Source organism: Rathayibacter sp. AY1C2 (assembly GCF_002931195.1).
Taxonomy (GTDB): domain Bacteria; phylum Actinomycetota; class Actinomycetes; order Actinomycetales; family Microbacteriaceae; genus Rathayibacter.
Genome location: NZ_PSWG01000032.1, coordinates 1 through 24,869, shown reverse-complemented (window position 1 = coordinate 24,869; position 24,869 = coordinate 1). Strand labels below are relative to the sequence as shown.

Here is a 24,869-nt window from a genome sequence, read left to right as displayed (position 1 = left end):
GATGTGGGGCCCCCGCCCCCGAACCCCTGACCTGAACAGGAGCGATGACATGGAGAAGTCCTGCGTCCGCCCCCTCGACCTGGACGACGCCGTCGCCCTCGTCGGCATCCTCGCCGCCCTCCAGGCCCTCCTCGACAGCGGCGGCCTCCCCGCTGAGGAGGTCGAGGCGCTGCGCCACGGCCTCGAGCAGGGCGGCGCCCTCCTCCCCGGAAGCGACGAGAACGAGATCGCGACGGCTCTGGGTGGGCTGAACGCCCGCCTGCGTGGGACCATCGGGTGATCGCGCCGCGCTCGACGTTCCCGTAGCCTTCATCCGCGCTCGTGTCGACCCCGGAGACGCGCTCCCCCGCCCACGGGTAGCGTCCGGTCCGGTCCCGCACTCCCACGGGGTCGCTGAACCCCGAGAGCCGGAGGAGATCCGATCGTGAACGGTGACCACTTCGTCCTCTCGACCGCGACGCCGTGGGACGACCGCACCGCGATCATCGGCGTGTACGCCTCGGAGGCATGGGCCCGCGAGGCCGCGGCCGCATGGCTCGGCTCGCCGAACCGCGAGGCGTTCCCCCGGTGCGTCATCGAGGGCTGGAGCGGCGCGCACCTCCTCGGCCGCGAGGTCGTCGAGGCCCTCGGCTTCGACGACGAGGGCGGCGACGAGTCGCTGGGCGGCCCCCGCAGCCTCTGACCTGGCGGGCTAGCCGCCCCAGTGCGACGGGCGCTCGAAATGCGACGGCAGCGTGGTCGCCGCATCCCCTCGGGCGCTGTTCACCTGCGCCTGGGTGAGGTAGACCGCCTCGGCGAGCCGCGCACCGGACACGTCCGCATCACGAAGGTCCACCCCGAGCAGGTCGCACCGCTGCAGATCCGCACCCCGCAGATCCGCGGCGAGGAGGAGCGCGCCCCGCAGATCCGCCCCCCGCAGGTCCGCGTTCCGGAGCGATACGCCCGCCAGATCGGCACCCGGAGCGAGCCGACGGCCCCTCGACCGGCCGGCAGCCGGCGCCGCTCCTGCGCGAGCGGCCGCGCTCGCCGCGATCAGGAGCGGCCGGGACGCTCCGTACTCCGCGTCGACGTCGACCGCGACCACCTGCTCCGGCTCGCCGAGGGTGTGCGCGTGCACCGCGTCGAACCGCTCGCGCAGCTCATCGAGGAGCGGCGCGCCGACGCCGGGCAGCGCCAGAGCGGAGTCGAGGTACCAGAGCAGCTCGTGCAGGCGGCGCATCAGCGGGAACACCGCGAACATCCGCTCGCGCACGGCCGGGTCGGACCGCCAGGAGACGCCGCCGAACGTCTGCTGCGAGACCTTCTGACCGGCGCCGAAGCAGTCGAAGACGGTGCAGCCGACGAAGCCCTGGGGCCGGAGCCGGCGGTGGATCGTGCACGCGTCCTCGCCGTCGAGGTTGACGCACGGGTCCCCGGCGCGCTTGTCGAACGGGAAGTCGGCGGAGCGGGCGAAGGCGAGGGCCACGCAGCACAGGCCGAAGCAGTTCGCGCAGTCGGCGCCGAGGTCCTCGCGGCGGCCGAGCTCGACCCTGGTGCGTGACGTCATCCGTCCGAGCCTACGCGCGGCGGCGCCTCCGGATCAGTGCGCGAGCGCGAGCACGCCGACGACCAGCACGCCGAGGCCCACGATCCCGAGCAGCGAGACGAGGCTCTCCTTCCAGGAGAGACCCGCGCGCACGACGGCGATGAGCGCGATCCCCGCGAGCGTGGCGACGTAGACGCCCGCGCCGATCCGCAGCGCGACCGTCGCATCGATCCAGCCCAGCGCCGCGGCACCGAGCGCGAGGACCGGGAGCGACGCCGAGGCGAGCGCCCCGCCCGCGATCCGCAGCATCGTGCCCGACTCCGCTCGCGAGGGCGTCGCCGCGTGCACGACCTGGTGCGCGATCACCTCGGCGACGAAGCCCGCGGCGGAGATCCCGATGATCGAGATCACGAGGCTCTGGAGGGCGTGGACCGCGTCGGGGTGGTCGCCGACGAGGTAGATCATCACCACGGCCAGGCCCGTGAAGATCGCGTAGACGCGCTCCTTGAGGGCGCGGGCGATCTCGTCGAGGGGGCGGCGGGTCCGCTCCGCCCACCGGCCGGCGCGGCCCGGGCGCAGGCGCACGGGCGTCATCCGGTCGGCGGGTGCGGTGCGGCCCTCGTCGGCCGCTCCGTCAGTAGGAGGCGGAGTCGACACGTGCCGCGGAGGAGTCGCCCGAGTGCCGCGCGGCGAGGTCGCCGAGGATGGTCGCGGAGCCGCTGGTGCCGAAGCGGGTGACGCCGAGGCCGCGGTAGGCGAGGAGCGTGTCGAGGTCGCGGACGCCGCCGGACGCCTTCACCTGGACGGCCTCCGAGACGGCGCCGCGCATGAGGCGGAGGTCGTGCTCGTTCGCGCCTCCGCCCGCGAAGCCGGTGGCGGTCTTCACGAAGTCCGCGCCGGCGCGCTCGGCGGCCCGGCTGCCCTCGACGACCTGCTCGTCGTCGAGGAGGCTCGTCTCGAGGATGACCTTGACGACGTGGCCCTCGGCGGCCTCGACCACGGCGCGGACGTCGTCCTCGACGTCCTGGAGCAGGCCGCTCCGGAGGCGGCCGATGTTGACGACCATGTCGAGCTCGGACGCGCCGTCGGCGAGCGCCTGACGCGACTCCGCGACCTTCGCCGCGGTCGAGGTGGTGCCGTGGGGGAAGCCGATGACCGTGCCGACCAGGACGCCGGAGCCCTCGAGCCGAGCGACCGAGTGGGCGATGTCGGAGGGGCGGACGCAGACGCTGAACACGCCGGACGCGCGCGCCTCGTCGAGCTGGGCGTCGACCTCGGCGCGGGTGAGCTCGGGCTTCAGGATCGCGTGGTCGATGAGCGCCGCGATCTCGGCGACGGTGGGCAGGATGGAGTCGGTCATCCGCACATTTTACGTCCGCCGGCGGGACGACGAAGGCCCGCGATCCTTCGATCACGGGCCTTCGGTCGTTCACGCCGCTAGCGGCGCTCGGTCACCAGCTGGACTTGGTGATACCGGGCAGCTCGCCGCGGTGCGCCATGTCACGGAAGCGGACACGCGAGATGCCGAACTTCGTGAGGTTGCCGCGGGGGCGGCCGTCGACGGCGTCGCGCGAGCGGACGCGGACGGGCGAGGCGTTGCGGGGGAGCTTCTGGAGGCCGACGCGGGCGGCCTCACGGGTCTCGTCGGTCCCGGCCGGGTCGACCAGGGCCTTCTTCAGCTCGAGGCGCTTGGCGGCGTAGCGGTCGACGATCACCTTGCGCTGCTCGTTGCGGGCGATCTTGCTCTTCTTGGCCATACTTAGCGCTCCTCGCGGAAGTCGACGTGCTTGCGCACTACGGGGTCGTACTTCTTGAGCACGAGACGGTCGGGGTCGTTGCGGCGGTTCTTCTTGGTCACGTAGGTGTAACCGGTGCCGGCCGTCGAACGGAGCTTGATGATCGGACGGACGTCCTGCTGCTTGGCCATTAGATCTTCACCCCGCGAGCGAGAACATCCTTGACGACGGACTCGATGCCACGGGCGTCGATGACCTTGATGCCCTTGGCCGAGAGGGTCAGGGTGACGTTACGGCGAAGCGACGGCACGTAGTACGTCTTCTTCTGCACGTTCGGGTCGAAGCGGCGCTTGGTGCGCCGGTGCGAGTGCGAGATGGCGTGCCCGAAGCCGGGGACGGCTCCGGTCACCTGGCAGACTGCTGCCATGGTTTCCTCCATGTGTGGTTACCGTGGATCACGCGCGGCACGAAGCCCCGCCCGACCCACCCAAGGTCACTTGTCGGCGCACCGCCCGCCTGTCCGGCCGGAGCCGGAGCTCCTGCCCGGTGGGCAGCACGCAAGCGCGTGCAGATGCACGCAACCTCGCTAGGCTACGCGACCCGGGCGGCGGCCGCAACAGGGTGGGGACACTCCCCCGACAGGGTGGGGACACTGCCCCGACAGGGTGGGGACGCCGCCCCGACGTGCACGGGGACTTCCTGGGAGGTTCCGGCAGAAGTGGCCTCCCGTACCCCCCGAGCAGGGCGTTCGTGTATGTTCCGCCTTCCTCGCGGGTCGACGACCGCCCTACTCTGAGCCGACCGCGGGCGCCCGCTCCCGGCAGCAGCCGGGAGTAGCAGCACATGCGCCAGTCCTTCCTCCGTTCCCTCGTCGCCGCGGCCGTGCTCGTAGCGGGCGCAGGACTCAGCGTCGTGGCCGCGCCGACCGCGTCGGCGGCGCCGGTCTTCAGCACCGCGTGCTTCACCTCCCCGAAGGTCTCGACGGTGTCGCAGTACACCGTTCCCGCGACCGGGGTCTCGACGGTCCGCGCCGTCCTCAGCGGACAGAACGGCGGGAAGGGTGCGAGCGGCCTCGGGACGGGCAACGCCGGCGGACGCGGCTCCAGCCTCGTCGTGGAGGTGCCCGTCACACCCGGGCAGGTGCTGGAGATCGGGCGCCTCGCCGGCGCCCCGGCCGGAGCGGCAGGCGCCACGCGCTACGTGAACGGCGGCGTCTACGGGGGCGACTCCGGCGGCGCGGGCGGCGACGCCCAGTACCTCAGCACGGCCGGCTCGGACGGCTGTCAGCACGCCCTCGCCGTGGCGGCGGGCGGCGGAGGCGGCGGCGGGCGGTCCTCGGTCGGCGGCGACGCCGACGCCGGCAGCGGCGCGAGGGGCGGCGGGAACGGCGGCAGGAACAACGCGGCCGACGGCGGCGGCGGCGGCGCGGCCGGGCAGAGCTCGGGCGGCTCGCCCGGCGCCCGCGGCTACAGCACGTTCGGCGAGTGCGCCGACGGCAACAACGGCCAGTGGGGCGTGTTCCTCAACGACGGCAAGGGCGCCGACGCCGGCGCCTCCCGCGGCGGCGGCGGCAACTGCTCGTTCCCCGGCCACAGCGGCGGCGGCGGCGGGGCCGGCTGGTGGTACGGCGGCGGCGGCGGATCGCCCTACGTGTTCGGCAGCATGAACGACACCCTCGGCGTCATGAACGACCCCGGCGCGGGCGGCGGCGGCTCGAGCTACGTGCACCCGAGCGTGACGAGGATCTCGCAGACGGCCGGCCCGACGGCGGCCGACCCCGTGGTCGCTCCGGTGTACGACACCGCCGTGACCGTGACGCGGACCCCCGACTTCTCGATGCTCGGGCAGGAGGTCACCGTCACCGCGAAGGTGACCATCCCGAGCCTGGGCCGGCCGGTGGCCGCCGGCGGCACCGTCGAGATCCTCACCGGTGCAGGCACCAGCAGGGTGACCCTCGACGCGGACGGCGTCGGCGTTCTGACCACGAGGGACATCCCGCAGGGCTGGAACGAGATCCGCGCGCACTACCCCGACACCATCACCCCCGCCGAGGCGGGACGAGGGAGCTGGTCGGCGCTCCCCGCTCTGCGCCACGAGGTGCGCGCGTGCGCCGCGGCACCCGTCATCACCCGGCAGCCCTCGGACATCGCGGGCGTCACCAACCAGATCTACACGCTGACGATGGGCGTGAGCGTCTCGGCCGTCTACGGCGGCATCCCCGCCGTGTCGTGGGAGAGGTCCACCGACGGCGGCGCCACGTGGAAGCCCGCCCTCGGCCGGGCGGGCGCCCGGGAGGACGGGACCGCGTTCCTCGAGGCCGGCCCCGATCCCACCGGCTCCTACCGCTACCGGGCGACCCTGACCACCTGCGGGGGCAGCGTCCGCAGCGAGCCGGCCACCGTGGCGGTGGGCGGCGTGCGCTTCGACCTGTCGACGCTCCCGCAGAAGGCGTACGGCGACTCCTTCGACGCGAGCCCCTACGCGCAGGCCGTCGATGTGCCCGGCCGCTCGATCGTCCTGAGCAGCAGGACCGCCGAGACCTGCTCCGTCAGCGGCATGAGGGTGACCGTGCTCCACGCCGGCGTCTGCACGCTCGCGGCGAGGCTCGACGCGCTCGCTCCTCTGGGCTGGGCGGGCGAGCCCCTGCAGAGCTTCACGGCGAAGCCGAAGGCGCTCACGGTGACCGCCCCGACGGTCGACTACCCGCGAGGCGCGCCGTCCCCCGACCTGCGCTGCACGGCCGCCTTCGTCGGCACCGACACCTTCGGCGCCCCGCTCACGGCCGGCGTCTACCGGCCGATCGTCACGGCGGACGACGTCATCTACCGCTTGATCCCGAACTGGCCCACCTCCACCTTCACCACCTTCACCACGCGGTGCAGCGGCGCGAAGGTCAGCAGCGACTACACGATCGCGGGGTACAAGGACGGCGCGCTGCGCATCGTCGCGGCCGTCCCGATGGTGACCGCCTCCTCTCCCTCGTCGACCTACGGATCCACTCCCCCCGCGATCACCGCCTCCGTGACCGGCTCCCCCTCGGGGACGGTCTCCTGCGGCGCCTTCGCGGCGTCCGACACCGGATTCAGGACACCGCTGGCGCTCTCCGCGACGACCCCCGTCGGCCGCTACCCCACGCGCTGCTCCGGCCTGACGAACCCCTCGGGACAGCTGATCACCATCGACGGCGCGCTCACGATCTCGCCGGCGCCCCTCTCGGTGACCGCGTCGAGCCCCGGGACGCAGGCGCACGGCACCGCGACCGCCCCGACGGTCACCTGCACGGCCGACGGCTTCGCAGGAACCGACCGGTTCGTCACCGAGCCGACCGGCGCCTACTACACGGCGGACGGCACCGGGAAGGTGACGATCGGAGCGCGCACGCCCGTCGGCGACTACGTCACGCGGTGCGACGGAGGCGACGCGGGGCCGAACTACACCCTCCGGTCGATCCCCGGCACCTTCGCGCTGGCCGACCGCTCGGCCCCCGTCGTGACCGTGCCCGCCGCCGTCACGGCCGAGCCGGCCGACGTCTCCGGCGCCGTCGTCACCTTCGCGTCCTCCGCGCAGGACGCGGTCGACGGAGCCGTGGGCTCGACCTGCACGCCCGCCTCGGGAAGCGTCTTCCTGATCGGGGACACGACGGTCGACTGCACCGCGGACGACGAGGCCGGCAACACCGGCACGTCCTCGTTCCGGATCACGGTCCGGAAGTTCTCGCAGACGGTCGCCTTCACCTCCTCGCGGCCGACCGCGCCGACGGCGCTGGGCACCTTCACTCCGACGGCCACCGGCGGCGGCTCCGGGAGCCCCGTCTCGATCGGAGCGACCGGATCCTGCGCGATCGCCGACGGCGTCGTGACCTTCACCCGGAGCGGCACCTGCACCGTGACCGCGGATCAGGCCGGCGACGACCACTACACCGCGGGGCGCGCCTCCTTCGATCTCGAGGTCGCGAAGGCGTCGCAGACGCTGACGGTCGCGGTGCCGAAGACCGGCGTCCTGGAGTCGACCGGCGTCGCCACGGCGACCTCGAGCTCGGGACTGCCGGTGCTCGTCAGGACCTTCTTCGGCTGCACCGTCGCCCCCGACGCGACGGGTGCGCAGATCCTGACCTACACCGAGCCCTCGACCTGCGGCGTGCAGTTCGACCAGCCGGGCGACGAGGTGTACGCGGCCGCCGACGGCCTGGTGCGCTTCGTCCCGATCTCGCGGATCCCCCAGACCGTCGTCGTCACCTCGACTCCGCCCGACCGGGTGTTCGCCGACGACCGGTACACGATCGAGGCGACCGGCGGCGGCTCGGGCAACCCGCTCGTGATCGCGGTGATCGAGAACGGCAACTGCACCATCGCGGACGACGTGGTGACGTTCTTCGGCGACGGCACCTGCACGGTGACGATCGACCAGGCCGCGGACGATCGGCACGACGCCGCTCCGCAGGTCCGGCAGGTCATCACGGTCGGGACTCCCGAGGGGAACCTCTCCTTCGGGAGCACCGCGCCCCCGCACGCGATGTCGCTCGAGACGTACCGGCCGACGATCGTGCCCGGCCCGTCGAAGGGCGTGCCCGTGCTCTCCGCGAGCCGAGACTGCTCGATCCTCCCGGACGGCGTGACTGTGCGGAACGACGGGGCCGGGCTCTGCGTGCTGTCCCTCGACCAGCCCGGAGACGGCTACTGGCCCGCGCGGCACGCCGAGCAGGAGTACTCGATCTACTTCCTCCCGCAGACGGTCCGGATCACGAGCGCGCCTCCGGTCGGCGCCGTCCTCGGGGACACGTACCGCCCCGTGGTCGAGGGCGGCGCCTCGGGCATCGCTCCGTTCCTCCTCACCACCGCGTCGTGCTCGGCGAAGGACGGCGTGGTCACCTTCACCACGAAGGGCGTCTGCGGCGTCTTCGCCTACCAGAACGGCAACCGGCAGTACGACAGCGCCCGGCCCGCCGTGCAGGAGGTGGAGGTCGGCTACGCGCCCGGCTCCGTGGCGTTCACGACCGCCGTCCCGACCGACGCGGAGGTCGGCGGATCCTTCACTCCCGCCTTCACGCGCGGCCCGTCCTCCGGCCCCTCGGTGCTCAGCGTCTCGGGCGCCTGCTCCGACGGCGAGAACGGCGCCGTCCGGTTCGACTCCGCGGGCACCTGCACGCTGACGGCGATCCACTACCGCGACGCCACCTACGGCACCGCGCGGGCGGTCCAGACCTTCGAGATCACCGCGATCGCGCAGACCGTCGCCTTCACCTCGACCGCGCCGTCGACGGCCACGTCCGGCGACACGCTCACTCCGACCGCGACGGGCGGCGCCTCCGGGCTCCCCGTGACGATCGGAGCGACCGGCGCCTGCACGCTCGCCGACGGCGTCGTCACCTTCGCCGGCAGCGGCACCTGCACCGTCACGGCGGACCAGGCGGGCGACGGGCGCTACGCCGCGGCGGCGCAGGCCTCGCAGACCGTCGCGGTCACGCAGCTCGCGGGCACCGTCGCGTTCGGCGGCGATGCTCCGGCCGAGGCCCGGGTCGGGGGCTCCTCGACGGCCGCGGTCGTCGCCGGCCCCTCCAGTGCCCCCCCGGTGCTGACGGCCTCCGGTGCCTGCTCCGTCGGGCCCTTCCGACTGGTCTCCTACGACTCCGCCGGCACCTGCACGTTGACGCTGGACCAGGCGGGCGACATCCGCCACAGCGCAGCGCCGACGGCCGTGCGCAGCTTCGAGATCACCCGGGTCGCGCAGACCGTGGCCTTCACCTCGCAGGCGCCGGACTCGGCGCTCGCGGGCGGCACCTACCGCCCGACCGCGACCGGCGGAGCCTCGGGGCGCCCCGTGGTGCTCGGCGCCTCCGGATCCTGCACGCTCACCAACGGGGTCGTCGCCTTCACCGGATCGGGCACCTGCACGGTGACCGCCGACCAGACGGGCGACGCCCGGTACGACGCGGCGGAGCGGGCCTCGCAGGTGATCGCGGTCGGACTGCTCGCGGGCACCGTCTCCTTCGGCGGCAACGCGCCGACCGGCGCGACGGTCGGCGGGACGACCACCAGGCGGATCATCGCCGGACCCTCCACGGCGCGTCCGGTGCTCACCGCCTCCGGAGCATGCTCGGCGGCGGCGGGAGTCGTGTCCCACGACTCCGTCGGCACCTGCACGCTGACGCTCGACCAGGCGGGCGACTCGCGGTACGGCGCCGCTCCGCAGGCCGTCCGCACCTTCGCGATCGGCGCCCTCGGCCAGACGCTGGCGTTCGCCTCGCCGGTCCCCGACGCGGCGGTCGCGGGGGGCTCCTACACGCCCGTCGTGACGGCCGGCGCGTCGAGCGCCCCCGTGGTGCTCGGAGCGGCCGGGTCCTGCACGATCGCGGGCGGGGTCGTGTCCTTCACCCGCTCCGGCACCTGCACGGTGACCGCGGACCAGGCCGGGGACGAGCGCCACTCGGCGGCTCCGCGGATCTCGCAGTCGGTGGAGGTCGGCGCGGCAGCGGGAGCGGTGACGTTCCGCGACGCCGCTCCGACGGACGCCCGGATCGGCGGCTCCTGGACCCCGTCGATCGTCCGCGGCCCGTCGAGCGCCGACCCGGTGCTCGACGCCTCCGACTCCTGCTCGCTGGGAGAGGACGGCACGGTGTCCTACGACTCCGTCGGCACCTGCACGCTGACGCTGGACCAGGCCGGCGACGACGCTCACGCGCCCGCGGAGCAGGTCGTCCGGACGTTCCCGATCGGCAAGGCGCTGCAGACGGTCGCCTTCACCTCCGCGGCTCCGAGCACGGCGACCGCGGGCGGCCGCTACACGCCGACCGCGGCGGGCGGCTCCTCCGGTCTGCCGGTCACGATCGGCGCCACGGGCGCGTGCTCGCTCGCGAGCGGCGTCGTGACCTTCAGCGGATCCGGCACCTGCACCGTCACCGCGGATCAGGCCGGCGACGCCTCGCACGACGCGGCTCCCCGGGCGACCCAGTCGATCGCGGTCACCGCGGTCGTCCCCCAGAAGAAGAAGGCGCAGAAGGTCGCCTTCTCGACCGCGATGCCGTCCTCGCCCGAGAAGGGAATCGCCTACCCGGTCGCGGCCACCGCCTCCTCCGGTCTGCCCGTGAAGCTGTACGCGAGCGGCAGCTGCACGCTGACCGCGACCGGCGCGGGCACGGCGACGGTGCGGCTGACGGGCGCGGCGAGCTGCACGGTCCGGGCCACGCAGGCGGGCGACTCGGCGTGGCTCGCCGCGACCTCGGTGACGCAGTCGCTGCAGGTGAAGTCCTCCACCCGCGCCGACCTCACACTGACGCTGGCGCCGGCGCCGGGACTGGCGGCGACGGCTCCCCTCTCGGGCACGATCACCGTCCGGAACACCGGCACCCGGGACGCGGCGACGACGACCACCCGAGTCGTCGTCAGCGGAACGGTGGCGAGTGCGCCCGGCGCCGTGCAGACGAAGGGCTCGGCCGCGGGCACGACGGTCCTCACCTGGACCGCGCCGAGCGTCTCGGCCGGGCGGAGCACCACCTACTCGGTGACGCTCGTCGACCGGCCGGCCGCCACGACGATCGACGCCAGGGTGTCGACCGCCGCCGCCGATCCCACGCCGGCGAACAACGCGGTCAGGCGCACCTTCCGGTAGAGGCTGCGGGGAGGGAGGGGTGTCGCGCCGCGTTGCCCGCTCCCTCCCCGACCGCTACGGTCGCGGGGACGCTCCGGGGGACGGGGCTCGCGAGGGGGGCCCGTGGACCGGTTGAGGCGACGCGCGCTGCTGCTGGGGATCGCCTCCTCGGCGGTCGCGCTGACCGGGTGCACGCCCGCCCGTCCCGCTCCCGCGGCGCTCCCGCCGAGCACGGCGCCGGCGGCGGTGCTGCCGTCCGCCGCTCCGACGGCCGTCCCGACCCCTGCCCGCCCCGTGCCGACCATGACCGCCGCGGCGACTCCGGTGCGGCGGAAGGCGCCGCTGCCCTCCGGCACGATCTCGGAGCTGCCCGGCGAGGGGAGCACGCTCGCCTGGACCGTCGACGACGGCGCCGACTCCGACGTGGTCGCCGCCTACGCGCAGTTCGCCCGGGACACCGGAACCCGGCTGACCTTCTTCCTCAACGGGAAGTACGACTCGTGGACCGTGAACGCGCCGCTGCTGGCTCCGCTCGTCGCCTCCGGGCAGGTGCAGCTCGCGAACCACACCTGGTCGCACGCCGACCTGACGAGCCTCTCGAGCGACGGCGTGCAGGAGGAGCTGGGCCGCAACGGCGACTTCATCCGCTCGACCTACGGGGTGGAGGCGGCGCCCTTCTACCGGCCGCCGTTCGGCTACACGGACGAGCGGAGCCGGGCCGCCGCGGCGGCGATCGGCTACACGGCGACGGTGCTCTGGTACGGCTCGCTCTCGGACTCCGGGCGGATCACGCCGGAGCAGGTGGTCGGCTTCGCGGACCAGTGGTTCCTGCCGCAGCACATCGTGATCGGGCACGCGAACTTCGATCCTGTGACGCAGGTCTACGCGCGGCTCGTCTACATCCTCCGCGAGCGCTCGCTCGAGACGGTGACCCTCCGCGACGTGTTCGCGGTCTGAGCGCCTCCCCGCCGACGTTGGTCAGCGCGCGGGTCAGCGCGCGGGTCGGCGCAGCGCGGCGCGCGCGGCGGCGGAGACGGCCGCGGCGACCGCGTCGAGGGCGGGCGTGTGCAGGGCCCACTGCTGCCAGTAGAGGAGGACGTCGACGGGGTCGCCGCCCAGCTCGACCAGGCCCTCGCCGCCGACCGGGGCCTGCAGCTCGGGCAGCATCCCCCACCCCATGCCGAGGCGCACGGCCCGCTCGAAGTCGGTCGACCCGGGGACGCGGTGCTGCGGCGGGCGGCCCTCGACGCCGGCGGCTCGGAGGAAGTCGTCCTGCAGGCGGTCCTTCTCGTCGAAGACGACCAGCGGAGCGCTCGCGAGACCGGCCGTGCCGCCGTCCGGGAACCAGCGCTCGGCGAACGCAGGCGAGGCCATGGCGCGGTACCGCATCACTCCGAGGGGCGCGACGGTGCAGCCGAGCACCGCCTCCGACTCTCCGGTGACGGCCGCCAGCACGGTGCCGTCGCGGAGGAATGCGGTGGTGTGCGCCTGGTCCTCGCGGTGCAGCTCCACCACGACGTCGGGGACGGAGGCGAGCGCGGGCAGCACCCAGGTGGCCAGGGAGTCGGCGTTGACGGCGAGCGGGAGGACGACCGGGCCCGCCCCCGCCGCGTCCTCGCCGCCGAGCGAGCGGACGGCGTCGTCGGCGAGGAGCTCGATCTGACGGGCGAGGCGGAGGAGCCCGGCACCGGCCTCGGTCGCGACGACGGGGCGCGAGCGCACCAGCAGGACGCGGCCGGCGGCGGTCTCGAGCGCCTTGATCCGCTGGCTGAGGGCGGAGGGGGTGATGTGCAGGGCCCGGGCGGCGGCGTCGAAGGAGCCGTACCGGACGGAGGCGGCGAGCGCGCGCAGGCGGGAGAGCTCGAGGTCGTCTGTCAGCATCAGTGCTGCTTACGGTACTGAAGGAGCATGAGCTGGTCTACAGGAGCGCCCCGCCCTAGCGTCGGAGCGTGTCCCCCCTCCTCGCCGCCCTCTCCGGCCTCGGCTTCGGCCTCTCGCTCATCATCGCCGTCGGCGCGCAGAACGCCTTCGTGCTCCGCCAGGGCCTCCGCCGCGAGCACGTGCCCGCCGTCGTCGCGATCTGCGCGCTCTGCGACGCCGCGCTGATCGTGCTCGGGATCGCGGGGATCGGAGCGGTCCTGGAGTCGGCGCCGTGGCTGCTGGTGGTGATCCGCTGGGGCGGCATCGTCTTCCTCCTCGCCTACGCGGTGATGGCGGCGAGGCGCGCACTGCGGCCGGGGACCCTCGACGGCGATCCGGCCGGCGCCTCGACGTCGCTCCGCACGGCGATCGGCACGTGCCTGGCGCTGACACTGCTCAACCCGCACGTCTACCTCGACACGGTCGTGCTGCTCGGGTCGGTGGCGAACACGCACGGCGCCGAGCGCTGGTGGTTCGGGGCGGGGGCGGCGGCCGGAAGCGTGCTGTGGTTCACCGCTCTCGGCTTCGGGGCGCGGGCGCTGCGGCCGCTGTTCCGGAGCCGCGGGGCCTGGCGGATCCTCGACGCGGCCGTGGCGGTCGTGATGGTGGTGCTGGCGGTGTCGCTCGCGCTGCACTGAGGGCCTGGTGGTGCACTGCTTGTTCTACTAACATTGTGAACATGTTGTTCCGTGTCGACCACTCCGCGGCGGGCTCGCTCGCCGACCAGCTGGAGTCGCAGGTGCGCTCGGCCGTCGCCCGGGGCGAGCTCTCGGCGGGCGACCGCCTGCCGCCCGCCCGCGAGCTCGCCGACTCGCTCGGCATCAACATGCACACCGTGCTGCGCGCGTACGCCGCCCTGCGCGACGACGGGATCCTCCAGATGCGCCGGGGCCGCGGCGCGTGGATCACGGAGTCGGCCGGGCCCGGGCTCGTGCGCGTCACCGCCCTGGTCGACGAGCTGCTCGCGGAGGCCCGCCGCAGCGGCATCACCCCGGCGGAGCTCGTCCGCCTGATCGAGAGGACCGGATCATGACCGCCACCGCCGACCGCCGCCGCGAGCTCCTCGCCGCCGCGTCCCTCCTGCTCCCCGCCGCCGGAGTGCTCGTCTCGCGCCTCGTCCTGGACGACGTGCTGCCCGCGGAGCTCGCCTCGCACTGGTCGGGCACCGGGGCGGCCGATGCGACCGCGGCGACGGGCGCCCTGCTCGCGATCGCCCTCGTGCTCTCCGGGCTCCCGGCCGTCGCGGGCCTCGTAGCGGCGGCCGTCGGGCGCGCTCCGCGGCTCCTGCTGGCGACCCTCGGCCTCGTGGCCGGGCTGGGCGCCTCCGCCTGGGCGACCTCGGTCGGCACGACGCTCGCGGCCGGGCGCGCCGAGGGGGCGGAGCTCGGCGGGTGGCTGCTCGCGCTGCTCGGAGGGATGCTCTTCGCCGTCGTGCCCGCGCTGATCGCTCCGGGCACCCGGCGCGCCTCCCGCCTGGCCGCCGGCCGCCTGCCGCTGGCGGCGGAGGAGACCGGCGCCTGGTCGCAGACGCTGACGGGCCCGGTGTTCGCCGTCGCCGCGATCGCCACGGCGGCGGGCGCGGCCCTCTCCCTCGCGACGCTCGCCGCGGCGGGCGCCACCGGTCCGGCGATCGCGATGGCCGTCGTCCTCGGCGTCGTCGCGCTGGTGCTCCTCTCCTTCTCCCGCCTGAGGGTGACCGCCGACCGCCGCGGCCTCCGCGTCGTCACGACCGCCCTCGGCATCCCGCTGCGCCGCATCCCGCTCGACACCATCGCCTCGGCCGGCACGGCCCAGCTGCGGCCGTCGGAGTGGGGCGGCTGGGGGTACCGGGTGATGCCGGGCCGCTCGGCGGTCATCCTGCACGCCGGGCCGGGGCTGGTGGTGACGACGGACCGCTCGCGCGAGTTCGCGATCAGCCTCGACGACCCCGAGACCCCCGCGGCGCTGCTCGAGACCCTGCGCTCGCGGGCCTGAGGCGCCGACCCGTCAGTCGACCACGATCCGGACGAGCGTCGTGACGGCGTCCACCGCGTTCACGTAGGAGTAGTGCCGCGAGGTCGGGAAGGCGAGGTGCCGTCCGGGCTCCAGCCGCACGGGCTCCTCGCCCTCCCGCTCCAGGAGGAGCGCGCCGGCGGTGACGAGCAGGATCTCGTGCCACCCCTCGGGGTCGGGCTGCGCGTCGTAGCGGTCCCCCGGACCGAGCGTCCAGGTCCAGAGCTGGGCCTCCCGGCGCGCGGGGACGGAGGAGAGCAGGACGGCGACGCTCGCCTCGCCCGCTCCCCGCCAGGCGACCTGGTCGATCGCCGCGGGCGCGGATCCCGGGGCCGAGACGAGTGCAGTGAACGTGGTGCCGAGGGCGGTCGCGAGGCGGTCGACTCCGGTCAGCGAGATGTTGGCCTCGCCGGCCTCGGCCGCGACGATCGTCCGCCGGCTGATACCCGAGCGCGCCGCCAGCGCGGACTGGCTCAGCCCGGCTCCGCGCCGCGCGAGGCGGAGGTTGCCGCCCAGGTGGGCGAGGACGGGAGCCGACATGCGCACTATTCTGCACTGACAGGCCCCTGTTGCTCCTAGGATGTGCAGAATGATGCACATCTCGCCGCTCCGGGGCCTCCGCTTCACTCGTCCGGAGTGGGCGCTCATCGGCATCACCGCGATCTGGGGCGGGACCTTCCTCGCCGTGCACATCGCGATGGAGCACAGTGGGCCGCTGTTCTTCGTCGGGATGCGGTTCGCCATCGCGGGGCTGATCAGCGCGGTCGGGTTCCACCGGTCGCTCCGGGGGATGCGGCGGATCGACCTCGCGGCCGGCGTCGCGATCGGGGTGATGATCTTCGCGGGCTACGGCCTGCAGAGCTACGGGCTGCAGACGATCCCGAGCAGCACCTCCGCGTTCCTGACCGCGCTGTACGTGCCACTGGTGCCGCTGCTCCAGTGGGTCGTGTTCCGTCGCCGTCCGGGCGTGCTGACGCTGGTGGGCGTCGCGCTGGCGTTCGTCGGACTGCTCCTGATCGCGGGCCCGCAGCCGGGCGTCGCGCTCGGAGCGGGCGAGGTGGCGACGATCGTGAGCACGCTGCCGATCGCGGCGGAGATCATCCTGATCGGCCTCGTCGCCGGACGGGTGGACCTCGGCCGGGTGACCGTGGTGCAGCTGCTGGTCGCCGGCGCGCTCGGGTTCGCCTCGATGCCCCTCGCGGGCGAGGCGGTCCCGGCGTTCTCGTGGGCCTGGCTGATCCCCGCGCTCGCGCTCGGGGCGAGCAGCTGCCTGATCCAGCTGACGATGAACTGGGCTCAGCGCTCGGTCTCGCCGTCGCGCGCCACGATCATCTACTCCGCCGAGCCCGTCTGGGCCGGTCTGATCGGCCGCCTCGCCGGCGACCGGCTCCCCGCGCTCGCCCTGCTCGGGGCGGGGTTCATCGTCGCGGGCACGCTCGTCAGCGAGCTGAAGCCGCGCCGCGAGCCTGCGCCGCCGGCTCTCAGGTGACGGCGGGGAGGGCGGCGGAGGCGACGAGCGCGCCGCCGGCGTCGGTGATCTCGACGGCGGCGACGGACTCGCGCAGGACGGCCGCGTTCATCTCGCAGTCGAGCTCCGCGGAGCTGCCGAGGAAGGAGCCGGACGGGAGCCGCTCGCCGGAGCCGGTGACCAGCACGAGGTCGTAGCTCTCGCCGAGGGCGAAGCCGGTCCCGCGGAGGATCGTCTCGGTGCCCCAGGTGTGCGCGACCAGCGAGCCGTCGAGCGTCACGCCGGCAGTCCGCTCCTCGAAGGCGATCGCCTCGACGGCGCCGAGCGTCCCGGGCGGTCCCGCGACGGGGCGCTCCTCGGCGGACCGCAGGGCCGCTCCGGCGACGCCGCCCACGACGAGGAGCGCGGCCGCCGCGGCGACGGCCAGGACGGCACGGCGGCGCGAGGCACGGAGACGCGAGGCACGGCGGCGCGGGGCACGCAGACTCTCCCCGCGCTCGGGCCGCTCCCCGGCGAGCGCCGCGACGCGCGACCGCAGCTCCGGCGACGGCTCCGCCTCCTCCCAGCGGCCCAGCGCGCCGACCCGGTCGACCACCGCACCGAACGACGCGAGCTCGGGGTCGATCGAGGGGTCGGCGGCGCGCAGGCTCTCGAACTCCCGCGTCTCCTCGGCGGAGAGGTCGCCGGCGAGGGCCGCGGCGAGGAGCTCCTCGCGGCGGCCGCCGGGCTCGTCTCCGTCGGGCTGGTCTCGGTCGATCACGATCTCTCCTCGTCGGTGGGTCCGGCGCTCGCGAGGTGACCGCGGAGCGCTCGGAGAGCGTAGAAGGCGCGGCTGCGCAGGGTGGCGACCGGCACGCTCGTGGCCGCCGACAGCTCGGCGTAGGTCTCGCCGTTCACGTGGACGGCGACGACGACCTGCCGGTGCTCGGCGGAGAGCCGCGCGAGCGCCTCGGCGATCGCGAGCGGCTCGAGGGGGTCGCGGTCCTCCGCGGGCACCTCCTCCAGAATCTCGGCCTCGACCAGGCGCGGCAGGCGCCGGCGCGAGCGGTGCACGTCGATGACGACGTTGCGGGCGATGGCGAAGAGCCAGGTGCGGGTGCTGGCGCGCTCGGCGGAGTAGCTCGCCCGCGAGCGCCAGGCGCGCAGGAACGTCTCCTGCACGCAGTCCTCGGCGAGGCCGCGGTCGCGCAGGGCGTTGAGCGCGAAGCCGAGCAGGGCGGACCCGTGCTCGTCGAAGGCGGCGGCCGGGTCGAACTCCGCCGTCCGGGGCTCGAGGCGCACCACGGGAGCCGGGACCTCCGAGTGCTCGCGCGGCATCGCGGGCCCTTCGTCTCGTCGTGCCGTCGCCGTCCGCGCCACACCGCCTCCTCGTCGGGACCGGTGGTCCGTCGGAAGGGGGTACGGCCGCGGCGGCGGCGGCGTTCATCGGAGGCGAGCACCGTCTCCGTGAAGATCCTCTCAGATGGAGTGAACGCAGCGCCGCTTCCGGCCGTACTCCCTGCATCGGGCCCGCTCGGCGCTCGCGATCGAAAGGCTCCACCATGACGAAGACGTTCCCCGCGCGGAACCGCGCCGGCCGCCGCCTGCTCTCCCTCGGCGGCATCACCGCCGTCGCCGCCGCCTCCTTCTTCGCCGCCGCGCCGGCCCAGGCCGAGACCGAGGTCGCCGAGCCGTCCTCGTTCACCAGCGCCTTCACGGTGATGGCGACGCCCGACCAGGTCGTGAACGCCGATTCCGCCGCGACCCCCGGCCAGCCCGGCGCCACGGGCGAGATGACCTTCCGGGTCAACAGCGACCTCGACATCATCTGCTACGACATCACCCTCACCGGCGTGACCGGCGACTACCAGAGCCCCGCGAAGACCGCGACGCACATCCACCAGGCGGCCCTGGGCAAGGCGGGCCCTCCGCGCATCGCGTTCCCGAACCCCGCGCCGGTCGGAGACGGCCCCCGCACCAGCAGCGGCTGCCTGCAGGGCCCCTTCACCACTGGCATCCAGGCGAACGGGGCCGACACCGGCGCCGGATTCACGCTGAAGGCCCTCGAGGCCGATCCCGCCGCCTTCGCGGGCGACTCCCACACGGCCTCGTATGCGGCTGGCGTCGTCCGCGGCCAGCTCTCGCAGGTGCCGGTCGGCGGCCTCCAGACCGGTGGCGGCGCGACCGCCGCCGGGAGCGACGCCACGGGCCCGTCCGGTCTCGCCGCGATGGCCGGCCTCGGAGCCGTCGCCGCCCTCGGCGCGGCCGGAGTGGTCGTCGCCCGCCGGCGCACCGCCTCCTGATCGTGGGCACCCGGTCGAGGAGCGGCGCGGCGGCACTGTGCGCCGTGCTGCTCCTCGCGGGGTGCGCCGCCGCGGACGGGAGCGGAGGAGCGGAGACGCCCGCGAGCACGCCCGCGCCTCCGGCCCTCGCTTCTGCTCCCCCGCTCACTCCTCCCCCGGTCCCCGCGCCCGACCCCGCCGCTGCCGCGCCTGCGCGCACCGTCGGCGTCGAGCCCGCCCGGCTGAGCGTGCCCGCGATGGGCCTGGACGAGCCGCTGATCGCGCTGGGCATCCAGTCGGACGGGGCGATGGAGGTGCCGGTGGACTACGACGACGTCGGCTGGTTCTCGGGAGGCGGGCGCCCGGGTGGCAGCGGCCGCACCGTGATCGCGGCGCACGTCGACTCGCGGTCCGGTCCCGCGGTCTTCTTCCGCCTCGGCGAGCTCGCCCCGGGCGATGAGATCGCGGTGAGCGGAGTGGACGGCTCCGACCACCGCTACCGGGTGACGGCGGTCGAGTCCCACGCCAAGGCCGCGTTCCCCACCGCCCGCGTCTTCGGCGCGACCCTCGAGGAGGAGCTGATCCTCGTGACCTGCGGAGGCGAGTACGACGCGGCGATCGGCCGCTACCGGGACAACCTGGTGGTGTTCGCCTCCCCGCTCTGAGGCCTGCCACGGAGGCGCGGCACAGAGGGGCGGCACGACCGCCCGGCATCGTGGCGCGGAACGGTGGCGCAGAGCACAGCACGAGAGCCCCGTCGGCGCAAGGGTCCGGGCGCGCGCACGCCGTGTGGTCGGATAAGGAGGGCCGGCCCCCCGCCGCCGCTCCCCTCCCGCTCCCCACTGCCGTGGCGCGGCCGATCCGACAGGACGCCCGTGTCCACCAGCCCCCGCCCCACCCTCTTCGCCCTGCCCGGACTCGGGCTCGACGGCCGCGCCTTCGACGCGCTCGGCCGCGAGCTCGCCGACGTCGCGGACCTCGTCGCGCTCGACCTGCCCGGTGGATCCGGGACCTCGCTCGAGGAGATGACCGCTGCCACGATCCGCCGGATCCGCGAGCACGGCTCCTCCCGCTGGCTGCTCCTCGGGCACAGCATGGGCGGGAAGATCGCCTCGCTCGTGGCCTCCCGCACGGTCACCGGCCGCTCGGGCCTGTTCGGGCTCGCGGGCGTCGTGCTCCTCGCCGGGTCGCCGCTCTCGCCCGAGCCGATGGAGGAGGAGCGCCGCTCGACCATGCTCGGCTGGGTCGCCGACGGGCACCTCGACGAGGCGCAGGCGCGCGAGTTCGTCGACCAGAACGTCGGCTCGCCGCTGCCCGCCGACGCCGACGCGGAGGTGCTGGCCGAGCTGCGCCGCTACTCCCCCGAGGGCTGGCGGGACTGGCTCGAGCACGGCAGCCGCGAGGACCGCACCGGCGAGGCCGCCCTCGGGGCTGTGCCCGCGCTGCTGATCGCGGGCGGAGAGGACGGCGACCTCGGCGCCGACGCGCAGCGCCGCCTCAACGGCTCCCTCTACTCCCGTGCCCGGCTGCTCACGCTCGCCGGGGCGGGCCACCTGCTGCCGTTCGAGCGCCCGGTCGAAGTGGCGGCGGCGATCCGCCGGTTCTGGGAGGAGGAGGCCGGCACGGCGCCGTCGGTCCCGGCCGACGTCGGCGCAGCCATCGCCTCCGCCCGCACCTCCACGCGGGTGCGCGGGCTGCTGGCCGTGCGCGCGCTCGCCGACGACCCGGAGTACGCGCCGCGCGCCCTGACCGTCGCCCAGCTCGCGGAGCTGCGCGCGATCGCCGACCGGGTCGTCCCGCAGGAGGGCGGCCGGATCGACCTGGCCGCACGGGTGGACACGCAGCTCGCGAACGGCGAGGGCGACGGCTGGCGCAACGCCGACCTGCCGGCCGACCCGATCGCCTACGGTCTGGCGCTCGACGCCCTCCGGGGCTTCGCCGGCCTCGGCCCCGCCGAGCAGGACGCGCGCCTCACCGCGATCGCCGACGGCTCCGCGGAGCCCGGCGACGGCTCGGCCGGCGGGCTCGGTGCCGAGCAGCTGACCGCCTGGTTCGAGGACTGCCGCGTCGACCTCGTGAAGCAGTGGCTGGCCCACCCCGCGTCGATGGCGCGGATCGGCTACGACGGCTACGCCAGCGGCGGCGACACGCTGCCGCTCGTGACGGGCTTCCGCCTGCTCGGCGCCGACGACCGCGAGACCTGGGAACCGACGACGAGGAGTCACCGATGAACACGACCGGCATGCGCCGCTTCCCGCTCGACGAGACGGTCGACGCCGTCGTGATCGGCACCGGGGCAGGCGGAGCGCCCCTGCTCTCGGTGCTCGCCGCTCGAGGGCTGCGGGTCGTCGCCCTCGAGGCCGGGCCGCACTTAGATCCGCTCGGCCACACCGCCGACGAGACGGCGGCCGTCGAGATCAACTGGATGGAGGAGCGCCTCAGCGGAGGCGAGACCCCCACCGCCTTCGGGCAGAACAACAGCGGCCGCGGGGTCGGCGGCTCGACGCTGCACTGGGGCGCGTTCACGCCCCGCCCCGACCCGCGCGACCTGCGGCTCCGAAGCGACTCCGGCGTCGGCCGCGACTGGCCGATCGAGCACGCCGAGCTCACCGCGTACATCGAGAAGGTGGAGGCGACGATCGGAGTGGCGGGCCCGGCCGAGTACCCGTGGGACCCGTCGCGCCGCTACCTGCAGGGCCCGCTCGCGCGGAACGCCTCGGCCGACATGATGCTGCGCGGCTGCGCGGCGATCGGGATGCGCGCGACCGACGCGCCCGCCGCCGTGCTCAGCGGCCCGCGGGACGACGGCCGGCCCTCCTGCGTCAACTGCGGCCAGTGCCATCAGGGCTGCCGGACCGGCGCGAAGACGAGCATGGACGTGACCTACCTGCCGGAGGCGGTGCGGGCCGGTGCCGAGATCCGGGCCGACTCGTTCGTGCACGGCATCGAGCTGGACGCCGCGGGCCGCGTGTGCGCCGTGGTCTACACGAGCGGCGGAGTGGAGCACCGGCAGCGCTGCTCCGCCCTGTTCCTCTGCGCGGGCGGCGTCGAGACGCCCCGGCTCCTCCTGCACACCGGCATCGCGAACAGCAGCGGCCAGGTGGGCCGCAACTTCCTGGCGCACGGGGCGACCCAGGTCTGGGGCACCTTCGAGAGCGAGATGCGCGGCTACCGCGGCTACCCCTCCTCGGTGATCACCGAGGACACCGTCCGCCCGGCCGACGCGGACTTCGCGGGCGGCTACCTGATCCAGAGCCTCGGAGTGATGCCGCTGACCTACGCGACGACGCTCGCCCGCGGCGCGGGCCTCTGGGGCAGGGATCTGATGGACGCGCTCGACGGCTACCGCTTCGCGGCGGGCGTCGGTATCAACGCGGAGTGCCTGCCCGCCGACGGCAACCGGCTGGAGCTGACCGACGAGCTGGACGAGCACGGGGTGCCGAAGGCGCGCATCACGTTCTCGGCGGGCGCCAACGAGGAGGCGATCGACCGGCACGCGATCCGGACGATGACCGCGATCGTGGAGGCGGCCGGCGCGACGAGCACGCGGGTGATGGCGCGCACGGCGCACACGCTCGGCACCGTGCGGATGGGCACCGACGCCGGTGACGCCGTGATCGATGCGGACGGCCGCAGCTTCGACGTGCCGAACCTCTGGGTGTGCGACAACTCGGTTTTCCCGAGCGCGCTGATCGCGAACCCGGCGCTCGCGACGATGGCACTCTCGCTGCGGACGGCGGACCGCTTCCTGGCGGCGTAGCGTCGCGGCTGCGGGGCGGCTGCGGGGCGGGACGACGGGCGAGGTGCTCCTCCGCGTCGCCGACTGACCGCGCGGGCGCGCCCGGACTGCTCGCCCGGACTGCGCACCCCGCCGGAGCAGCCGTGGGGCGGTGCGGGGCGCCAGCGCAGTCGCGAGACGCCCTGACCGAACGGCGGGCCGTCGCGACGGCGCTCGACGGAGGTTCAGCGCGCGCTGATTTGCTGAGGTGCTGAGGTGCTGAGGTGCTGAGGTGCTGCATCGTGGTGGCCGAACGGCGGCATGGCGCAAGGCGGCGGCACGGCCCTGGTGTCGGCACGGCGTCAGGCGACGGTGCGGCCCCGGTGACGGTCCGCGCCTCAGCGGCGGTGGTGCGGCGGTGGTGCGGCGGTGGTGCGGCGGTGCGGCCGCGTGAACCCGAGCGAAGGCGCAGATCCGAGCGTCAGCGGCGCGGCGGTAGGTCGCTGAGCACTCGCCTCCGAGCGACAGCACGGCCCGATCACCAGTGCGAACCCGCGCAATGGGCCGAACCCGCCCGACAGCCGATTCCCTCAGGGGTGCACGGCGGCACGGGAGCACGGCAGCACGTCAGCACGGCAGCACGGCAGCACGGCAGCACGGCAGCACGGCAGCGTGTCAGCACGGCAGCGTGTCAGAACGGCGGCGGCCGGTCCGCGAACCTCGGGGTCGCCGGTGGGCCTGGACGGAGCCGTGCCTCGAGGCCCGGCGGGCGCGTGGTGATGCGGCGGCCGGTGGGGGTGGTCCAGTCGGCGGTGCCGTCGGGGTGGAGGACGTAGGTCCAGCGGTCGCCGTGCCGCACGTGGTGGTGGGCGACGCAGAGGCTGGCGAGGTTGCCGGGGTCGGTGCCGCCGCCGTTGCGCCACTCGACGACGTGGTCGGCCTCGGCGCTCGCGGCGGAGCGGGTGCAGCCGGGGAAGCGGCAGGTCACGTCGCGGAGCTGGAGGAGGAGCCGCAGCTCGCGGTGCGGCAGTCGGCGTGTGCGCCCGACCGAGAGGACGGCGCCCGCCCGGGGCTCGGTCAGCACGCGGGTGACGGTCGCGGGGACGAGGCTCCGGGCGACGTCTGCCGGGATCGGGCCGTAGCCGTCGAGCTCGGCGGAGGCGTCGTCGGCGCCGGACGCAGTGCTCGCCGACAGGGTGACCCGCACCTCGGCGCGCACGCCGGTGACGAGGGTCGGAACGGGCCGGTCGGCACCGACCGGGTCGGGCACCGTGCCGATGACGTCCGCCTCGCAGAGGAGGTCGGCCAGAGCGTCGGCTCGCAGCTGGGCGAGGGTCCGCTCGTCGCCCGCTCCGGAGATCGCGTCGACGTCGCACGCCCCGGTGATTCCGGTCGGCTCCGCCCCGGTCGTCCCGCTCGACTCCGCCCCGCAGGAGCCCGCATCCGTGGCGGCAGGCGGCTCCGCCCCCGCCGGCCCCTCGGCGCCGTCGCGGAGGATCCGGGCGATCCGGTCGAGGCGGCTGTACGCCCCCACGGCGACCGGGGCGGGGAGGAGGGCGCAGAGCGTCGCCATGCCGTCGACCTCGGGGGTCAGCCAGACCGCGCGGTCCTCGCGGGCACGTCGGTGGCGCTCGGCGAGGGGCTGCTCGTGGAGCTCCTCCCGCAGTCGGGCCAGAGCGCGCCGCAGCTGGGTCGGCGTGGTGCGGGCCGCGAGCTCGGCCGCCCGCGTATCGAACGCGGCGCGGGAGCCCGGAGGCAGGGTGGCCGCGACGGCGCAGACGACCTGGCCCGCCTCCCACCGCAGGCGCGCCCCGGCGAGGGCGGCGCGGGTGGTCGGCAGGTCCTCGACGAGGAGGCGCGCGTGGTCGAGCTCGCGGGAGGCGACCCGCTCGGAGACTCCGAGGGCGACCGCGAACTCCGCGCGGATCGACCGCTCGGCGAGGTCGCTCGACGCGTGGGGCGCCGAGCCGCGGGCGAACGACTCCGGATGCTCGAGCGCGGCCCGGTGCCCGGCGTGCAGCTCCTCGGCCGCGGCCAGGAGCAGCGGGGACGCCGAACGTGCCAGCGCGGCGGCCCGGTCGCCGCGAGCACGCACCTCGCTGAGCACCGCCTCCACTGCTGTCGACCCGCTGATCATCGTCATACCTGTATTCAATCAGCGACCACCGACACGGAAGCGACGGATCGTCACATCTGTGGAGAACCGGCGTGAAGCCCTCCTGTGGAGGGAGGGATCACCGCAGCCGACACCGCACATCCCCGCCGTCCTCGGGGCGGCGCGCGCAGGACACCGGCGCAACACCCCGCCACACGCACCGCCACACGCCCCCCGCTCACGCGAACCGCACCGCCACACACGCCCCCGCTCACCCGATCCGCACCGCCACACGCACCCGCTCACGCGAACCGCACCGCACCGCCTCACGCACCCGCTCACGCGAACCGCGCCGCCACACGCACCCACTCACGCGAACCGCACCGCCTCACACGCCCCCGCTCACCCGAACCGCACCGCCACACACGCACCCGCTCACCCGAACCGCACCGCCACACACGCCCCCCACCCGCTCACCCGAACCGCACCGCCACACACGCCCCCCGCTCACCCGAACCGCACCGCCACACACGCCCCCCGCTCACCCGAACCGCACCGCCACACACGCCC

At 74.8% G+C, this 24,869-nt stretch carries 23 protein-coding genes; 12 read left to right on the top strand and 11 right to left on the bottom strand.

Going from position 1 to position 24,869, the window contains the following annotated elements; translation table 11 throughout:
* The first annotated feature begins 49 nt into the window (after window positions 1–49).
* Together C5C55_RS15620 and C5C55_RS15615 are read left to right on the top strand one after the other, a co-directional pair.
* Complete coding sequence (locus C5C55_RS15620; protein WP_104234552.1) at window positions 50–280, top strand: hypothetical protein; 231 nt, start codon at window positions 50–52, stop codon at window positions 278–280.
* A 144-nt stretch (window positions 281–424) separates the two neighbouring features.
* Complete coding sequence (locus C5C55_RS15615; protein ID WP_104234551.1) at window positions 425–682, top strand: hypothetical protein; 258 nt, start codon at window positions 425–427, stop codon at window positions 680–682.
* A gap of 9 nt (window positions 683–691) precedes the next feature.
* Here the strand turns inward: C5C55_RS15615 and C5C55_RS15610 are convergent, their stop codons facing one another.
* The 6 genes from C5C55_RS15610 to rpmB form a co-directional block, all read right to left on the bottom strand.
* Window positions 692–1,546: a pentapeptide repeat-containing protein gene (locus tag C5C55_RS15610; RefSeq protein WP_104234550.1), complete on the bottom strand. Its 855-nt coding sequence runs from the start codon at window positions 1,544–1,546 to the stop codon at window positions 692–694.
* Between the two features lie 33 nt (window positions 1,547–1,579).
* Window positions 1,580–2,110, bottom strand: coding sequence for a hypothetical protein (locus tag C5C55_RS15605; protein WP_146080970.1), 531 nt, complete (start codon window positions 2,108–2,110; stop codon window positions 1,580–1,582).
* Between the two features lie 49 nt (window positions 2,111–2,159).
* On the bottom strand, window positions 2,160–2,885 hold the full coding sequence (gene deoC, locus C5C55_RS15600) for a deoxyribose-phosphate aldolase (protein WP_181067872.1): 726 nt from the start codon (window positions 2,883–2,885) through the stop codon (window positions 2,160–2,162).
* Window positions 2,886–2,976: 91 nt separating this feature from the next.
* Window positions 2,977–3,282, bottom strand: coding sequence for a 30S ribosomal protein S14 (gene rpsN, locus C5C55_RS15595; RefSeq protein ID WP_104225107.1), 306 nt, complete (start codon window positions 3,280–3,282; stop codon window positions 2,977–2,979).
* 2 nt (window positions 3,283–3,284) lie between these two features.
* On the bottom strand, window positions 3,285–3,452 hold the full coding sequence (gene rpmG / locus C5C55_RS15590; protein ID WP_027692168.1) for a 50S ribosomal protein L33: 168 nt from the start codon (window positions 3,450–3,452) through the stop codon (window positions 3,285–3,287).
* Window positions 3,452–3,688: a 50S ribosomal protein L28 gene (rpmB, locus tag C5C55_RS15585; protein ID WP_056038148.1), complete on the bottom strand. Its 237-nt coding sequence runs from the start codon at window positions 3,686–3,688 to the stop codon at window positions 3,452–3,454. Before rpmB ends, rpmG begins: the two co-directional genes overlap by 1 nt.
* Before the next feature lie 416 nt (window positions 3,689–4,104).
* Here rpmB and C5C55_RS15580 point away from each other — a divergent pair, with 416 nt between their 5' ends.
* Window positions 4,105–10,866 carry an HYR domain-containing protein gene (locus C5C55_RS15580; protein ID WP_146080969.1) on the top strand — a complete coding sequence of 2,254 codons (6,762 nt, stop codon included), beginning with the start codon at window positions 4,105–4,107 and terminating at the stop codon, window positions 10,864–10,866.
* Window positions 10,867–10,968: 102 nt separating this feature from the next.
* Window positions 10,969–11,802: a polysaccharide deacetylase family protein gene (locus tag C5C55_RS15575; RefSeq protein ID WP_219813023.1), complete on the top strand. Its 834-nt coding sequence runs from the start codon at window positions 10,969–10,971 to the stop codon at window positions 11,800–11,802.
* A 33-nt stretch (window positions 11,803–11,835) separates the two neighbouring features.
* Here the strand turns inward: C5C55_RS15575 and C5C55_RS15570 are convergent, their stop codons facing one another.
* On the bottom strand, window positions 11,836–12,726 hold the full coding sequence (locus C5C55_RS15570; RefSeq protein WP_104234547.1) for an ArgP/LysG family DNA-binding transcriptional regulator: 891 nt from the start codon (window positions 12,724–12,726) through the stop codon (window positions 11,836–11,838).
* A 68-nt stretch (window positions 12,727–12,794) separates the two neighbouring features.
* Between C5C55_RS15570 and C5C55_RS15565 the strand changes: the two genes are divergently transcribed.
* The 3 genes from C5C55_RS15565 to C5C55_RS15555 are packed head-to-tail and all read left to right on the top strand — an operon-like array spanning window position 12,795 to window position 14,739.
* The gene (locus C5C55_RS15565) at window positions 12,795–13,403 is read left to right on the top strand and encodes a LysE/ArgO family amino acid transporter (protein WP_104234546.1); all 609 of its coding nucleotides are present in this window, start codon (window positions 12,795–12,797) and stop codon (window positions 13,401–13,403) included.
* A 41-nt stretch (window positions 13,404–13,444) separates the two neighbouring features.
* Window positions 13,445–13,798: a GntR family transcriptional regulator gene (locus C5C55_RS15560; protein WP_104225158.1), complete on the top strand. Its 354-nt coding sequence runs from the start codon at window positions 13,445–13,447 to the stop codon at window positions 13,796–13,798.
* On the top strand, window positions 13,795–14,739 hold the full coding sequence (locus C5C55_RS15555; protein WP_104234545.1) for a hypothetical protein: 945 nt from the start codon (window positions 13,795–13,797) through the stop codon (window positions 14,737–14,739). The genes C5C55_RS15560 and C5C55_RS15555 overlap by 4 nt, the downstream gene beginning before the upstream one ends.
* Before the next feature lie 12 nt (window positions 14,740–14,751).
* On the opposite strand, the gene C5C55_RS15550 is transcribed toward C5C55_RS15555, so the two are convergent.
* Entirely contained in the window at window positions 14,752–15,297 is a 546-nt protein-coding gene (locus tag C5C55_RS15550) for a helix-turn-helix domain-containing protein (RefSeq protein WP_104227343.1), read from the bottom strand.
* Window positions 15,298–15,346: 49 nt separating this feature from the next.
* Here C5C55_RS15550 and C5C55_RS15545 point away from each other — a divergent pair, with 49 nt between their 5' ends.
* Window positions 15,347–16,246 (top strand): DMT family transporter, encoded by a 900-nt coding sequence (locus tag C5C55_RS15545; RefSeq protein ID WP_258065313.1) that lies wholly within the window; start codon window positions 15,347–15,349, stop codon window positions 16,244–16,246.
* On the opposite strand, the gene C5C55_RS15540 is transcribed toward C5C55_RS15545, so the two are convergent.
* Complete coding sequence (locus tag C5C55_RS15540; RefSeq protein ID WP_104234543.1) at window positions 16,239–16,985, bottom strand: hypothetical protein; 747 nt, start codon at window positions 16,983–16,985, stop codon at window positions 16,239–16,241. The genes C5C55_RS15545 and C5C55_RS15540 overlap by 8 nt on opposite strands.
* Entirely contained in the window at window positions 16,982–17,542 is a 561-nt protein-coding gene (locus C5C55_RS15535) for a sigma-70 family RNA polymerase sigma factor (RefSeq protein ID WP_104234542.1), read from the bottom strand. The genes C5C55_RS15540 and C5C55_RS15535 overlap by 4 nt, the downstream gene beginning before the upstream one ends.
* A 224-nt stretch (window positions 17,543–17,766) precedes the next feature.
* Between C5C55_RS15535 and C5C55_RS15530 the strand changes: the two genes are divergently transcribed.
* The 4 genes from C5C55_RS15530 to C5C55_RS15515 all read left to right on the top strand — a co-directional run bounded on the left by C5C55_RS15530 (window position 17,767) and on the right by C5C55_RS15515 (window position 22,246).
* Entirely contained in the window at window positions 17,767–18,507 is a 741-nt protein-coding gene (locus C5C55_RS15530; protein WP_104234541.1) for a CHRD domain-containing protein, read from the top strand.
* 2 nt (window positions 18,508–18,509) lie between these two features.
* Window positions 18,510–19,151 (top strand): class F sortase, encoded by a 642-nt coding sequence (locus tag C5C55_RS16985; protein WP_181067871.1) that lies wholly within the window; start codon window positions 18,510–18,512, stop codon window positions 19,149–19,151.
* 210 nt (window positions 19,152–19,361) lie between these two features.
* A complete protein-coding gene (locus tag C5C55_RS15520; RefSeq protein WP_181067870.1) occupies window positions 19,362–20,717 on the top strand; it encodes an alpha/beta hydrolase in 1,356 nt (451 codons plus the stop codon).
* Window positions 20,714–22,246, top strand: a complete 1,533-nt coding sequence (locus tag C5C55_RS15515; protein WP_104234538.1) for a GMC family oxidoreductase — start codon at window positions 20,714–20,716, stop codon at window positions 22,244–22,246. The genes C5C55_RS15520 and C5C55_RS15515 overlap by 4 nt, the downstream gene beginning before the upstream one ends.
* 649 nt (window positions 22,247–22,895) lie before the next feature.
* On the opposite strand, the gene C5C55_RS15510 is transcribed toward C5C55_RS15515, so the two are convergent.
* On the bottom strand, window positions 22,896–24,347 hold the full coding sequence (locus C5C55_RS15510) for an HNH endonuclease signature motif containing protein (protein WP_104234537.1): 1,452 nt from the start codon (window positions 24,345–24,347) through the stop codon (window positions 22,896–22,898).
* Between the last annotated feature and the right edge of the window lie 522 nt (window positions 24,348–24,869).

Bases quoted from the DNA above. Each gene is read 5' to 3' on its own strand.
- C5C55_RS15555 (WP_104234545.1), top strand. From the start codon at position 13,795: ATGACCGCCACCGCCGACCGCCGCCGCGAGCTCCTCGCCGCCGCGTCC.
- C5C55_RS15515 (WP_104234538.1), top strand. From the start codon at position 20,714: ATGAACACGACCGGCATGCGCCGCTTCCCGCTCGACGAGACGGTCGAC.
- C5C55_RS15560 (WP_104225158.1), top strand. From the start codon at position 13,445: ATGTTGTTCCGTGTCGACCACTCCGCGGCGGGCTCGCTCGCCGACCAG.
- C5C55_RS15580 (WP_146080969.1), top strand. From the start codon at position 4,105: ATGCGCCAGTCCTTCCTCCGTTCCCTCGTCGCCGCGGCCGTGCTCGTA.
- C5C55_RS15510 (WP_104234537.1), bottom strand. From the start codon at position 24,347: ATGACGATGATCAGCGGGTCGACAGCAGTGGAGGCGGTGCTCAGCGAG.
- rpmG (WP_027692168.1), bottom strand. From the start codon at position 3,452: ATGGCCAAGCAGCAGGACGTCCGTCCGATCATCAAGCTCCGTTCGACG.
- C5C55_RS15610 (WP_104234550.1), bottom strand. From the start codon at position 1,546: ATGACGTCACGCACCAGGGTCGAGCTCGGCCGCCGCGAGGACCTCGGC.
- C5C55_RS15620 (WP_104234552.1), top strand. From the start codon at position 50: ATGGAGAAGTCCTGCGTCCGCCCCCTCGACCTGGACGACGCCGTCGCC.
- deoC (WP_181067872.1), bottom strand. From the start codon at position 2,885: ATGACCGACTCCATCCTGCCCACCGTCGCCGAGATCGCGGCGCTCATC.
- rpmB (WP_056038148.1), bottom strand. From the start codon at position 3,688: ATGGCAGCAGTCTGCCAGGTGACCGGAGCCGTCCCCGGCTTCGGGCAC.
- C5C55_RS15545 (WP_258065313.1), top strand. From the start codon at position 15,347: ATGATGCACATCTCGCCGCTCCGGGGCCTCCGCTTCACTCGTCCGGAG.
- C5C55_RS15530 (WP_104234541.1), top strand. From the start codon at position 17,767: ATGACGAAGACGTTCCCCGCGCGGAACCGCGCCGGCCGCCGCCTGCTC.
- C5C55_RS15570 (WP_104234547.1), bottom strand. From the start codon at position 12,726: ATGCTGACAGACGACCTCGAGCTCTCCCGCCTGCGCGCGCTCGCCGCC.
- C5C55_RS15550 (WP_104227343.1), bottom strand. From the start codon at position 15,297: ATGTCGGCTCCCGTCCTCGCCCACCTGGGCGGCAACCTCCGCCTCGCG.
- rpsN (WP_104225107.1), bottom strand. From the start codon at position 3,282: ATGGCCAAGAAGAGCAAGATCGCCCGCAACGAGCAGCGCAAGGTGATC.
- C5C55_RS15535 (WP_104234542.1), bottom strand. From the start codon at position 17,542: ATGCCGCGCGAGCACTCGGAGGTCCCGGCTCCCGTGGTGCGCCTCGAG.